Annotated in this window: 13 protein-coding genes; 4 read left to right on the top strand and 9 right to left on the bottom strand. The window is 59.8% G+C overall.

Annotation, left to right across the window (positions count from 1 at the left end):
* Window positions 1-65 precede the first annotated feature (65 nt).
* Window positions 66-815: an acetolactate decarboxylase gene (gene budA, locus QKE19_RS07420; RefSeq protein ID WP_347890706.1), complete on the top strand. Its 750-nt coding sequence runs from the start codon at window positions 66-68 to the stop codon at window positions 813-815.
* 3 nt (window positions 816-818) lie between these two features.
* Here the strand turns inward: budA and QKE19_RS07415 are convergent, their stop codons facing one another.
* From QKE19_RS07415 to QKE19_RS07390, 6 genes are all read right to left on the bottom strand, one after another.
* Complete coding sequence (locus QKE19_RS07415; RefSeq protein ID WP_048732862.1) at window positions 819-1,694, bottom strand: methyltransferase domain-containing protein; 876 nt, start codon at window positions 1,692-1,694, stop codon at window positions 819-821.
* Between the two features lie 313 nt (window positions 1,695-2,007).
* Complete coding sequence (locus tag QKE19_RS07410) at window positions 2,008-2,175, bottom strand: DUF3117 domain-containing protein (protein ID WP_005509573.1); 168 nt, start codon at window positions 2,173-2,175, stop codon at window positions 2,008-2,010.
* A 222-nt stretch (window positions 2,176-2,397) separates the two neighbouring features.
* Entirely contained in the window at window positions 2,398-3,210 is an 813-nt protein-coding gene (gene folP / locus QKE19_RS07405) for a dihydropteroate synthase (protein ID WP_070437943.1), read from the bottom strand.
* A 45-nt stretch (window positions 3,211-3,255) separates the two neighbouring features.
* Complete coding sequence (locus QKE19_RS07400; protein WP_070429515.1) at window positions 3,256-4,083, bottom strand: TIGR00730 family Rossman fold protein; 828 nt, start codon at window positions 4,081-4,083, stop codon at window positions 3,256-3,258.
* Between the two features lie 69 nt (window positions 4,084-4,152).
* The gene (gene dapE, locus QKE19_RS07395; protein ID WP_284856981.1) at window positions 4,153-5,289 is read right to left on the bottom strand and encodes a succinyl-diaminopimelate desuccinylase; all 1,137 of its coding nucleotides are present in this window, start codon (window positions 5,287-5,289) and stop codon (window positions 4,153-4,155) included.
* A 5-nt stretch (window positions 5,290-5,294) separates the two neighbouring features.
* Window positions 5,295-6,185 (bottom strand): hypothetical protein, encoded by an 891-nt coding sequence (locus QKE19_RS07390; protein WP_347890705.1) that lies wholly within the window; start codon window positions 6,183-6,185, stop codon window positions 5,295-5,297.
* Window positions 6,186-6,268: 83 nt separating this feature from the next.
* On the opposite strand from QKE19_RS07390, the gene QKE19_RS07385 reads away from it, so the two are divergent.
* From QKE19_RS07385 to dapD, 3 genes are all read left to right on the top strand, one after another.
* The gene (locus tag QKE19_RS07385) at window positions 6,269-7,261 is read left to right on the top strand and encodes a succinyltransferase (protein WP_049193666.1); all 993 of its coding nucleotides are present in this window, start codon (window positions 6,269-6,271) and stop codon (window positions 7,259-7,261) included.
* Window positions 7,262-7,385: 124 nt separating this feature from the next.
* Complete coding sequence (locus tag QKE19_RS07380; protein WP_275043520.1) at window positions 7,386-8,789, top strand: amino acid permease; 1,404 nt, start codon at window positions 7,386-7,388, stop codon at window positions 8,787-8,789.
* Between the two features lie 116 nt (window positions 8,790-8,905).
* Entirely contained in the window at window positions 8,906-9,877 is a 972-nt protein-coding gene (dapD, locus tag QKE19_RS07375; protein WP_049190052.1) for a 2,3,4,5-tetrahydropyridine-2,6-dicarboxylate N-succinyltransferase, read from the top strand.
* Here dapD and QKE19_RS07370 read toward each other — a convergent pair.
* From QKE19_RS07370 to fdxA, 3 genes are all read right to left on the bottom strand, one after another.
* A complete protein-coding gene (locus QKE19_RS07370) occupies window positions 9,874-10,815 on the bottom strand; it encodes a pseudouridine synthase (protein ID WP_069358851.1) in 942 nt (313 codons plus the stop codon). The two genes, dapD and QKE19_RS07370, sit on opposite strands and share 4 nt — an antisense overlap.
* A gap of 90 nt (window positions 10,816-10,905) precedes the next feature.
* Window positions 10,906-12,033, bottom strand: a complete 1,128-nt coding sequence (gene dapC / locus QKE19_RS07365) for a succinyldiaminopimelate transaminase (RefSeq protein WP_069358852.1) — start codon at window positions 12,031-12,033, stop codon at window positions 10,906-10,908.
* A 54-nt stretch (window positions 12,034-12,087) separates the two neighbouring features.
* Window positions 12,088-12,411 (bottom strand): ferredoxin, encoded by a 324-nt coding sequence (gene fdxA / locus QKE19_RS07360; RefSeq protein ID WP_069358853.1) that lies wholly within the window; start codon window positions 12,409-12,411, stop codon window positions 12,088-12,090.
* Window positions 12,412-12,538: the final 127 nt, after the last annotated feature.

Below are 12,538 nucleotides of genomic sequence, written 5' to 3'. Positions count from 1 at the left end.
AGGGTCCTCCCACACCATCGGACCGAAAACGCCGAACAAACTGAGCCACAAGCACCGCGAATATAATGGCTCCCATGACCACTCACGAGAATTTTCCAACGGTCCGACACACAATTTTCCAAAACTCACTGATGTCCGCACTGCTCGATGGCATCTACGACGGCGAGATGACCATTGGCGAAATCCTTGGTCATGGCAACTTCGGCATCGGCACCTTCGACGGTCTCGATGGCGAAATGGTAATCCTCGACGGTGTTTGCTGGCAGGTGCGTCACGACGGCTCCGCGACCCGGGCCACCATGGATCAGCGCAGCCCCTACACGGTGGTGACCAACTTCGTTCCCCACACGGTGATGGATGCGCCGGAAAACCTGACTCGCAAGGAAATTAGCCCCATCATCGATTCCCTGGTGCCGAGCCAAAATTTTATGTACGCACTGCGGATTACCGGCGAATTTGAGTGGGTGAAGACTCGAACCGTCGTAAAGCAGGAAAAGCCGTACCAGAAGATGGTTGATGCGACGGAAGAAGACGCGTCGGTTGATTTTGAGAACCTGCGGGGCACGATTGCGGGCTTCCGCACGCCGGTGTACGAGAAGGGAATTTCGGTGCCCGGCTGTCACGTGCACTTCCTTGCGGAAGGCGGCACCGGCGGCGGGCATGTGCTGGACTTTAAGCTGCGCTCGGGCACTATCGAACTGTGCCCGGGCACTGACCTGCAGCTTCGCCTTCCGCTAACGGCGGAATTCTCGGATGCTGACCTGGATCCGGAAGACCTGGATGAGCAGATTCACAAAACCGAGGTCAAGGAGTAAACGCTAGTCTCCCGGGCGGCCAAGACGAGTGACGTAGGCACGGGCGGTGACGTGCATCTCTGCAGGTAGCGCCGCAATGCGTTCCTGCAGCACCTCCGGGTGAATATGGCGTGCCGACGGGCTCATACCGATCTGCGCGGCGATTGCACCCTGGTTGAGGTTCATACCGAACTCCACCAGCTCCGGGTCGCCAACAGGCACGAGGTGCCCCTCTGCCTGGGAAATCATGCGCTCGACCTTGCCGCGCTCGACATCAATGATGCCCAGTGGCTCACGAAGCTCACCCAAGTGACCAGTGGTGGCAGTCAGAACCACAACCTGGCCGCCCGGCTTGAGCACGCGAGCGAACTCCTCCGCGTTGCGAGGTGCGAAGACAACAGTAAGCGCATCGATGGAACCATCACGCAGCGGCAACCGTGCCCACGCATCGGCCACAACCGCACCGAGGCGCGGGTGGCTCTTGGCCAGGTGCTTGGCGGCCGGCACAGACACATCAATGCCTACGCCACGAGAATTGGGAATGCTGTCCAGCGTGTGTGCGAGGTAATAACCAGTGCCCGCACCGACTTCGCAGATGACTGGGCTGGCGGCTTCGGACACGTTGGCGTCGTCAAGCACGTCCTGGACGTTGCCTGTAACTGCCTCAACGAATGGAGCATAGTGGCCACCAGAGAGGAACTCCTCGCGGGCGGTAATCATCTTGGCGTCATCGCCGGTGTAGCGCAGGCCAGCCCCACCGGCGAGCGTAACGTAACCCTGGCGGGCGACATCATAGCTATGTCCGGATTCGGACTTCAGAGTCATTCGTTCGGCATCACCAAACTTCAAATCAGTGCCATCGATGGGGTCAGCAAGCACATCAATGATGTCAGCTAGCACGTCGGTCACTCCTCAAACTGAGCTAGAAAAATAATTTTCACTATCTTAGCCCGTGTCGAGCTCAGCCAAGTAACTCCAATGCGAGTTACTGACTACGTTTATGACAAAAATTGCCCGAAAACTGGCTTGAAAGTGTCATAAACTCGCACAGTTTCACATTTGCAGCCCGTACTTTTTGTTCATAACCCCTCATTCGAGCCGTTATCACCTGAAAAAGAAAAGGCGACCTACACCACTGGTGTAGGTCGCCGCTGGGTCAAAACCGGACAGGCCCGGCCACTACCCGGCCTCTACCCGATACCCCACTACTCTGCTACTCCACTACTGCTACAAGCTCTGCACCGAGCTCCTTGGCTTCCTCCGGGGACAGTTCCACCACCAGGCGCCCACCACCATCTGCGGGGACGCGCATCACAATCTTCTTGCCCTCTTTAACTGCCTCCAGCGGACCATCACCGGTACGCGGCTTCATTGCTGCCATGTGAACTCCTTCGTTCTAAGACAATGTCGATGCAGGAGACGACCAGCTACCCCAGCTCAGCTGTGGTAGCTGGGAGATTGACAATCCCGGTTCAAGACCTCGGTCTAAGACCCCGGTTTAAAATCCCGGTTTAGAATCCCGGTCGGCATTTCGACTACTTCTCTTCATCATAGTCTTTTGTTTCACGCAGCGGCATGGGTGAAGCGCCTCAAACTACGCCCCTTACACCAGCCCACGCACCGGATGCAGTGGTGCAAAATCACCAGAAATAGCCAGAGTCATGCGACAGACATCAAGGGTTTCGGACACCTGATGCGAACGAAACACCGCAACGCCGGCAGCTGCCGCATGGGCAGTCGCGGCCAAGGTGCCGGGCACACGTTGCTCGACCGGGCGGTCCAGAGTCTCACCGACGAAGTCCTTATTCGACAGCGCCATAAGCACCGGCCAGCCTGTAGCCACGAGCTCATTGCAGCGCCGCAGAAGTTCGAGGCCGTGGTAGGTGTTCTTGCCAAAGTCGTGGGTGGGATCGATGAGGATGCGGTCCTCCGGCACGCCAGCGTCCACTGCCCTCTGGGCGAGTTTGCCGGTTTCTGAGATGACATCGTCCACGACGTCGTCGTAACGCACGCGAATCGGATTGGTGCGTGGCAGTGCCCCACCTGTGTGCGAGCAGACGTAACCCATCCCGTGGGAACCCGCGACTTCCAGCAGCTCCGGGTCATGGCCCGCCCAAGTGTCATTAATGAGGTTGGCGCCAGCGTTAATGGCGGCCTCTCCGACTTCGGCGCGCCAGGTGTCGACGCTAATGTGCAGGTCAGGATAGCGCTCGCGGACCTTCGCGATGGTCGGCACCACGCGCTCGATTTCCTCGGCAACAGTTACTTCTGCACCGATACCGGCCTTGACGCCGCCGATGTCGACAATGCCCGCGCCTGCCGCAACAACTTCGTCGACGCGAGCAAGCGCAGCCTCCTCCGCAGCCGTCGCGCCACGGTCATAGAAGGAATCCGGGGTGCGATTGACGATGGCCATCACCGTCGGCACCGCGGAGTCCTGATAAAAACTCCGCACAGCGTCCTACCTTTCGCTGAAGCGACGGACTCGGCGGAGCTTTTCGGAAACGTCAGAGGTCGGCTCACACTCTTCCAACAGCTTTTCGTGCGCGGCCTCGATGTACTCGACCGCTTCGTCAATGGAGTCGGTGACCAGGAAAAGGTCCATATCAGTCGGAGAAATCAGCTCCATGGCCACTAGTTTCTCACGCATCCAATCAACCAGCCCCGACCAGAACTCAGTGCCGAGCAGCACGATTGGGTGATTTTCCACCTTCTCGGTCTGAACCATCACCAGTGACTCAAAGAGTTCATCGAGAGTGCCGAAACCGCCCGGCAGGCAAATAAACGCCTGCGAGTACTTCAGGAACATGGTCTTCCGCACGAAGAAGTAGCGGAAGTTCATGCCCAGGTCGACCCAGTCATTCAAGTGCTGCTCGTGCGGCAGCTCAATGCCCAACCCAATGGACAGGCCGTCGGCGTCGTAGCAGCCGCGGTTGGCGGCTTCCATGATGCCCGGGCCGCCACCGGTGATGGTCGCGTAACCCGCCTCCGCCAGCGCCTTGCCCAGGTCGAAGCCCCACTGGTAGTAAGGGCTATCCTCTGGCAGACGTGCCGAACCATATACCGTCACCGCCGGCGGAATCTCCGCCAACGCACCAAAGCCGTCAACGAACTCCGACTGAATGCGCAGCACACGCCAGGTATCGTTGTGCAGCCAGTCCGTGTTCGGATTGTGTGACAACAGCCTGCGGTCGGTCGTAGACGCCTGCGGTTCGCCCGCCTGTCGGATCGCGATTGGGCCGCGGAGTGCACGGCGCTTAGCTGGGGACGGAGTACGTACAGGTTTCATAACCTCACAATGTATGCCAGCAATGACATACGCGCACCCGCTCGGCGAGGGCGGGGTGTGATTCTAGGCTCACTCAGCCACCGGCGCGGTGGTCAAGTACCGCCGCAAATCCTCCCACAGTGCCGCTATGCACTCGACCGGAATCTGCTCATCCTTCTTGTGGCAGTACGCCGGGTCACCCGGGCCAAAGTTCACCGCGGGAATGCCGAGCGCCGAAAAACGCGCCACATCGGTCCACCCAAACTTGGGCTTTACGACGTCGCCTGCGACCGCAACCAACTCCTTCGCAGCAGCCGCATGCAGTCCAGGCAGCGCCCCAGGGCTCACATCCTCGACATCGACGGTGAGGTCCTCGGCCGCGAACTCGTCGAGCCCCAGCACCTCGCGGAAGTGTGCCATAGCCTCATCGGCGCTGCGGTTGGGCGCGAATCGGAAGTTGACTCGCAGCACCGCCTCGTCGGGAAGCGTATTGGTAGCAACCCCGGCCTCCAGCCAGACGACGTTGAGCCCTTCGCGGTAGGCCAAGCCGTCAATGTCCACAGTCTGCGGTTCATAGGCGGCAATGCGTGACAGCACCGGCGCTAACTTGTGCACGGCATTGTCGCCGAGCCACGCCCGAGCCGAGTGCGCACGTGTGCCGTGAGCGGTCAAACGCAGGCGAATAGAGCCCTGACAACCGGCTTCGATGACATTGCCGCTGGGCTCGCCCAGCAGAGCGACATCGCCAGTCAGAAGCTCCGGATGCGACTCACTCAAGTGCCGCACCCCGTTGAACTCCGCGGCGATTTCTTCGCATTCGTACATGATGAGCGTCAGGTCGCGCTGCAGCTCCTGGCTTGCCGCTAGCGTCGCAAAAGCATGCAGATAGACCGCGTCCCCGCTTTTCATATCCACAGTTCCGCAGCCAAAGAGCGTGTCTCTTCCCTGCGCGTCTACCCCACGCGTCGAAGGCACATTGTCCGCAGTCGGCACCGTATCCAGGTGCCCGGCCAGAATCACACGCTGCGGCAATCCACGATGAGTCCGTGCAATCACGTTGTTATCGATGCGCAGGACCTCAATCGACTTATCTGCCTGCGCTACCTCACGCAATGCCACCTCGACGGCATCCGCAATCGCGGTCTCATTGTGGGACACCGATTCGATGTCGACCAGTGCCGCCGTGAGGTCTACAGGATCTTGGAGCAGATTTAACTTCGATTTCACATCAATTAAGCGTACAAACCGTTGTGCGCCAGCGAAACCAGAATTTTATGATGAATATGCGCCGCACGACCATTGATCGCATCCCCATTGGCAGGCGCGCCACCGCCGAGGAACAGCGCCAGCTCATGCGGTTCGGCGGAGGTCACACCAATTCTCCCCTCCGCCGGACGCTTAAGCCCATCAGCCACCTCAAAGACCAGGGTTTTCGCTCCTTCCGGGAGAGTTTGAGCAATGATTTCCGCCGGAGTTTCGCTTGCCGACGACCCCAGCGCCCGCTCCTCCCCCGCATTATCGGTCACCTCTCCGTTGCCGCTTTCTTCCTCGACAACGCCCGCGCCGGGTCCATAGACCACAGCCACACGGGAGCCATAGACCGCAATCACCGGACGCAGCTCATTCGTGCTGACGATCACCGTAGAACCGGCCAACGGCTTGCAGACGGCCGCGACAATCTTGGCCGTTGCATGTGGCAGCTGCACTGGAGTGGGATCGATGTCTCGTCGATAAGCAGGACGAAGCGTTTCGGCGACATCGCCCAGCTCATCGCGCTCCCACATCGGCAGAGCGTCGATGCGTGCCTGCTGATCGCGGTTCTTGCGCTCCAGCAGAAGACGGGCGATCATGCCACCGCCGAGCCCCACCGCGATGGCAACTGCGATAACCAGCACAAGACGGTTCGGCGCGATGAGCGCAACCACTGCGGCAATAGCCACACCGACTGCGCCAATTGGCATTGCTCGCGGCGGCAAAACGAAACCAAAGAAGCTGGCTACGGCGAGAATCCAAGCACTCAGCAGTGCGAATCCGACATAGAAGACCACCGGCAGGGACAGGACGAAGCCGAGTCCGAGCACACTGACAGCAATGATGAGGCTAACTAAGAACCACTGCTTCATTTTCTGTGTGCTTTCAAGGCCAGCTAGGGGCATAGTTCATCCTTCCGCGAAGATTCCTTAAAGGGATACTAATATTAAGAATCATGATTACATCTGGTGCTGTCGCTACGGGAATCGCCAATATCGCAATGGACGGTACAGTTCTCGATACTTGGTTTCCCGCACCTCAGTTAAGCGATGAGGTCGTAGAATCGAGCACTCACCGGCTCGGCGCCGCTGATCTGACCCCACAGTTGCTTCGTCAGGTGATTTTGGACGAGGATCGCCGCGTGGAGCAGGTGGCAGTGCGCACGTCCATTGAGGATTTGTCCAAGCCTGCTGTCGACCCGCACGATGCCTACCTGCGCCTGCATTTGCTCTCCCACCGCCTGGTCAAGCCGCACCAGCTAAACACCAAGGGGCTCTACGAGCTACTCCATGTGGTGGCGTGGACCAACAAGGGGCCATGTCTGCCGGACAACTTCGAGCAACTGCGCACCCACTTGCGCGTCCGCGGTCTGATTCACGTCTACGCCATCGACCGCATGCCGCGCATGGTCGATTATGTGCTGCCCGCCGGTGTGCGCATTGCAGAGGCCGAGCGCGTGCGGTTGGGCGCTTACTTGGCACCGGGTACGTCCGTACTGCGCGAGGGATTTGTCTCGCTGAACTCGGGCACTCTGGGCCCATGCAAGATTGAGGGACGTCTATCCTCCGGTGTCGTCATTGGCGCGCACACGAAGGTGGGACTGTCGGCCTCCATCATTGCCGCTCATGACGATTCCGGTCAGCGTAAGCCGCTCACGGTTGGCGAGCGCTGCCACATCGATATCGCGGCCGGCACCGTCGGCGTCAGCCTCGGTAATGACTGCATTATTGACCGAAGCATCCTCATTGCCCCCGATACGCCCATCGATGTCCCCGCGGAGAACCGCCGTATTCAGGCATGGGAAATTTCGGGCCGCGACAACATGCACTTCTACCATCACCCGGACCACTCGGCGGTGTGCGTCCGCCGCACGGAACGCCCGGGCAATGACGAAGGTGCCGCTGCTTTCGCTCAGCTTGCCGACGTGCCGGATGAGCTGGCCGGATAACCTACTTTCGGTGCTCGTGAAGGCACATTAGTTGACCCCAAAACGGTGAATGGGGGTAAACCCGTAATACGGTTATTGCCCCTGTTATCAGCGAGGTAATGTTTGCGACATGACCGAATCGCAAATTACCTCCACCTCCGGCGAGACAGCTCAGCTGGGCAAGGGGCTGCAGGTTCGACACCTGACCATGATGGGTCTTGGCTCCGCAATCGGTGCCGGTCTTTTCCTTGGTACGGGCGTCGGCATTAAGGCAGCTGGCCCGGGTGTTCTAGTTTCCTATGTCATCGCTGGCTTCATTGTCGTCCTCGTCATGCAGATGCTCGGCGAGATGGCCGCTGCCCGCCCGACACCGGGTAGCTTCTCCACTTATGCCGAGATGGCCTTTGGCTCCTCGGCTGGCTTTGTCCTCGGCTGGCTCTACTGGTTCATGCTCATCATGGTGCTCGGCGCTGAAATTACCGGTGCCGGTGCCATCATGGGTGCGTGGTTCGGTATTCCGGGCTGGATTCCAGGCCTGATCTGTGTTGTCTTCTTCGCTGTAGTGAATTTGGCGAATGTGCGCGGTTTCGGCGAGTTTGAGTTCTGGTTCGCGTTCATCAAGGTCGCGGTGATTATCGCGTTCCTGGTCATTGGCGTTCTTCTTTTCTTCGGTCTGCTGCCAGGCACCAGCTTCGTCGGTACGACGCATATTGCCGAGTCCGGATTCCTCCCGAATGGCGTGTCCGGCATTGCCGCTGGTCTGTTGGCCGTGGCCTTCGCCTTCGGCGGTATCGAGATTGTCACAATTGCCGCTGCTGAGGCTGAAGATCCGCAGCGCTCCATCGCTGCTGCTGTCCGCTCGGTAATCTTCCGCATCTCTGTGTTCTACCTGGGCTGCGTGACCGTCATCATCCTGCTGTTGCCGTACTCCCAGATTGACGGCGCTGACTCCGCAGCTGAGTCGCCGTTCACCCAGGTTCTGAAGCAGGCAAACATTCCGGGTGCCGTTGGCTTCATGGAGGCCATTATCGTTCTGGCGCTGCTGTCCGCGTTCAACGCTCAGATTTACGCAACCTCTCGCCTGGTCTACTCGATGTCCACCCGCGGTGAGGCACCGCGCTTCTTCGCCCACACCAATGAAGGCGCAGTTCCGAACCGTGCGGTCATCATGTCGATGGTCTTCGCCTTCGTCTCCGTTGGCCTGCAGGTTGTCTTCGACGGCTCGAGTGTCCTGGTCTTCCTGCTGAACGCTGTCGGCGGCTGCTTGCTGGTGATCTGGCTGGTTATCGCCCTGTCCGAGATTAAGCTGCGCCCGCAGATGGAGGCCAACAACGAGCTTTCCGTTCGCATGTGGGCCTACCCGGCACTGTCCTGGGTAGCGGTCATCCTGATCCTGGGCCTCGCTGTTGGCATGCTCACCGATCCTGGTGCTCGCCAGCAGGTTATCGCCGTTGTGTGTGTCACTGCGTTCCTCGCGGTACTCGCTGCACTGACTAAGAAGAGCCGCACCGCGGCCCGCGAGGCTCTCGAGTCCAGCGAAAGCAACTAGCCCATGACAATTAATTGCAGGGTCTAACCACCCTGCTACCCCTATCCGAACACTTCCTTGCTACACATTTGCGGAACACTTTTCATAGATAGGGATATGCCGGTAGCCTGTTTTCCATGAAATTTGGAGCACAAGCTACCGGCATTGCCACTTTTAACAACGATACTGTTCTCGACGTCTGGTTCCCCGCCCCCAAGCTCATCGAAGAGGGCGTGGCAACCTCCACCACGACCGGAACCATCGACGCCGACGCACTGCCTGAAGATTTCACCTACCTCACAGATCTGGCCGTAGCCGATGCGGACCGCGGCACCACCCGCCATCTGGTCACAGCTACCATCGCTTCACTCGATGACGCACCAGTTGACACCATCGATGCCTACCTGCGCCTCCATTTGCTGTCCCACCGCCTGGCCACCCCCAACAGCATCAACCTGGACGGCATCTTCGGCAAGCTCAACAATGTGGTGTGGACGAATTTTGGCCCCTGTGCTGTCGAAGGCTTCGAGGTAACCCGAGCCAAGCTGTCGCGCCGCGGGCCTGTCACCGTCTACTCCATCGATAAATTCCCCCGCATGGTCGACTACGTCACTCCCACCGGAGTCCGCATCGGTGACGCTGACCGCGTACGCCTAGGCGCCCACCTCGCAGAGGGCACCACAGTCATGCACGAGGGCTTCGTCAACTTCAACGCAGGCACGCTTGGACACTCCATGGTGGAAGGCCGTATCTCTCAGGGGGTCGTCGTCGACGACGGCTCCGATATCGGCGGTGGTGCGTCCATCATGGGCACACTATCCGGTGGAGGTAAGGAAGTTGTGTCCGTCGGCAAGCGATGCCTACTCGGTGCGAACGCTGGACTCGGCATCTCGCTCGGCGATGACTGCGTACTCGAAGCCGGGCTCTACATCACTGCCGGCACCAAGTGCCACGTTGCCCTAGACGGTGTGAAGAAGACGCTCAAGGCCCGCGAGCTCTCGGGCGGATCGAATATGCTCTTCCGCCGCAACTCGCTCTCTGGTGCAGTCGAGGTTGTGCCGTGGGCTGCCGAAAAGGTGAAGCTCAGCGCGGAGCTGCACGCTAACTAAGGGGTCGTCGGCACGTCTGCCGGGGCCGCGATAGTCCGCGCGCTCCGGTAGGCACGTCGCTCACCAGTGACGGGGTCGACAAAGGCCAGCGCGGTCGCCGTCAATCGCAACTGCGGCGTGTACTTTGGCACTCCACTCGCGCTTGCCGACGGCCCCTGCGCCCCCGCTTCCCGGCCATAGGTATCCTCACCGAGGATGGGATAGCCTAGCCAGTCCATCGTCGCCCGCAGCTGATGCGTGCGGCCCGTATGGGGCTGTAGCCGCCAGTGCCCCACCTGCATGCGGCTGCCGCAATGCCCACAACCACAGCCGACTGCGTGCAGCGGAATGCTGGTGCTGGTCGCACCACCGCCATGGCTGTTCGCCAGCACATCGCCGATGTCCGCGGCTACTCGGCCGAGGAAGGTCACGGTTGTGCGTGCGAGCTTGAACTTGGGATTCTTCGCGGCAGCGCGAGCGAAATCGTCGGTCTCCACGACTTTTACTCCGCGCCCCGCCGGGTTGGGATCGAGCAGAAGCGTGACATCCCTGGTTTCCCCCACATGCCAATCATCGGGCATCACGGTGAGGCATTCGTATTCTTTGGTGATTTCCTGGTTTTGGAAAAGCTGCTGGTAGCGCGCACGGGTAGCCGGATTCCGGGAAAGCAACAGCAGCCCACTGGTCAGAAGATCCAGGCGGTGAACGGCCACTATCTCCGGTTCCCCGAGACTACGTCGCAGTCGCTCCTGCACGGTATTGGCCACGATGCGGCCATTGGGAGTCGCCGGCAGAAAAGGTGGCTTGTCTACGACCAGAAACTCATCGGTGTCGGCCACGATTGCCGGCTCAAAGGGGATGTACTCCTCGCGCTCGTGAGCGGCGGCATCGACTTGCGCTGCCTGACGGTTCTTCTCAAGGCCCCACCACGCATCTCGATTGCCTGCGGCACGTCCCACGGCACACTCCCTTTTTCATGATTTGGTCTATGCCGATGTCGGCACCGTTTGCAGCATTCGGCCTACGCGGGCCAGCACATCTGGCCGGGGCTAGCCGCGAATACGCGCCGCCGCCACTTCGATGTCGTTGAGCGTTGCTGTGAGCCCCACCCGCACGTGCTGCGCACCCTTGGGGCCGTAGAAGCTACCCGGCGCGACCAAAATGCCGCGTTCGGCCAGCCAATCAACGGTCTGCCAGCAGTCTTCCCCGCGCGTAGCCCACAGATAGAGCCCGCCCTCGGAGTCATCGATACGAAAACCTGCGGCTACCAGTGCATCATGCAGAATCTCACGGCGGTCACAGTATCGCTGCTTTTGTTCGGCCTCGTGGGAGTCGTCGTTAAGCGCGGCGATCGTGGCGTGCTGGATGGGTCCCGGCATCATCAGCCCCATGTGACGGCGCACGGAAACCAGCTCGGCGATGAGGTCCGCGTCGCCAGCGAACCAGCCGGTGCGGTACGACGCCATGTTCGACGTCTTGGACAGCGAGTGAATAGCCAGCAGGTTGGTGAAATCACCGTCGCACACTCGCGGGTCGAGAATACTGACTGGCTGTTCAGTCCAACCGAGCCCCAGGTAGCACTCGTCAGAGGCGACAACGACGTCCCGAGCACGCGCCCACTCAACCACCTTGCGCAGGTGTTCAACACCGAGGACCTTGCCGTTGGGGTTGCCCGGGGAATTGATGAACATCAGCGTCGGCGAGGCGGGGCCGATTTGCGTCAGCGAGTCCGCACGCAGCAGCTCAGCGCCTGCGATGCGAACGCCGACCTCGTAGGTGGGATATGCCAGCTCGGGGATGACGACGGTGTGCCCCGCGCCTACGCCGAGGAGGAAGGGAAGCCAGCCAATCGCTTCCTTGGTGCCGATGACCGGAAGCACATTGCCGCCATTGACCGCTGACTCCAGTCCCGTCACGCCGTAGCGCCGCGCCATCGCTGCAACAATCGCAGCACGTAGCTCAGGCGTGCCGACGGTCTGAGGGTAACCCGGTGCGGCAGCACCTTCGGTAAGGCCCTTCCGAATTATCGGAGCGACTTCATCGACCGGTGTGCCGACCGAGAGATTGACCATGCCCTCTTCATGCGCAGCCGCAGTGGCTTTCGCCTGCGTGAGAGAATCCCACGGAAACTGAGGCAAAAGAGAACCGGGAGTTACGCGCTTACGGGCAGCTGACATGGGCGGTGATGAAGTCCTTCCCGGGAAAAGAAATAGGTTTAATCATCTGTGGTTTTATTCTTCTGCCTGCGGCGGCAGAGCTGCCACGAATGGCACATCGAAGTCCTGGGGGCCGAGCTTGGCGGCACCACCCGGGGAACCCAACTCATCGAACCAGTCGACATTCGCATCGATGAATTCAACCCACTCATCCGGAACATCGTCCTCGTAGAAGATGGCCTCGACTGGGCAGACCGGTTCACAAGCGCCACAGTCCACGCACTCATCAGGATGAATGTAGAGCATGCGCTTGCCCTCGTAAATGCAGTCAACCGGGCACTCTTCAACACAGGCACGGTCGAGGACGTCAACACATGGCTGGGCAATGATGTAAGTCATGGTTTTAGGTTTAAGAACCTTTCTCACAAGATATGGGATGAGGCTTTCGCTATCTGTCGATTATGCCGTTCCGACGAGAAACAGAGCAAAATAGACAGAGCGGTATATTCAGATTGGAGTCTACACC

The organism is Corynebacterium sp. c8Ua_99 (assembly GCF_039907185.1).
Lineage (GTDB): Bacteria > Actinomycetota > Actinomycetes > Mycobacteriales > Mycobacteriaceae > Corynebacterium > Corynebacterium jeikeium_D.
Note: the sequence above shows the minus strand (reverse complement) of the source record. Positions and strands in the feature narration are given on the sequence as shown.

Bases quoted from the DNA above. Each gene is read 5' to 3' on its own strand.
- budA (WP_347890706.1), top strand. From the start codon at position 66: ATGGCTCCCATGACCACTCACGAGAATTTTCCAACGGTCCGACACACA.
- QKE19_RS07410 (WP_005509573.1), bottom strand. From the start codon at position 2,175: ATGGCAGCAATGAAGCCGCGTACCGGTGATGGTCCGCTGGAGGCAGTT.
- folP (WP_070437943.1), bottom strand. From the start codon at position 3,210: ATGGCCATCGTCAATCGCACCCCGGATTCCTTCTATGACCGTGGCGCG.
- QKE19_RS07400 (WP_070429515.1), bottom strand. From the start codon at position 4,083: ATGAAACCTGTACGTACTCCGTCCCCAGCTAAGCGCCGTGCACTCCGC.
- QKE19_RS07390 (WP_347890705.1), bottom strand. From the start codon at position 6,185: ATGAAGCAGTGGTTCTTAGTTAGCCTCATCATTGCTGTCAGTGTGCTC.
- QKE19_RS07385 (WP_049193666.1), top strand. From the start codon at position 6,269: ATGATTACATCTGGTGCTGTCGCTACGGGAATCGCCAATATCGCAATG.
- dapD (WP_049190052.1), top strand. From the start codon at position 8,906: ATGAAATTTGGAGCACAAGCTACCGGCATTGCCACTTTTAACAACGAT.
- dapC (WP_069358852.1), bottom strand. From the start codon at position 12,033: ATGTCAGCTGCCCGTAAGCGCGTAACTCCCGGTTCTCTTTTGCCTCAG.
- fdxA (WP_069358853.1), bottom strand. From the start codon at position 12,411: ATGACTTACATCATTGCCCAGCCATGTGTTGACGTCCTCGACCGTGCC.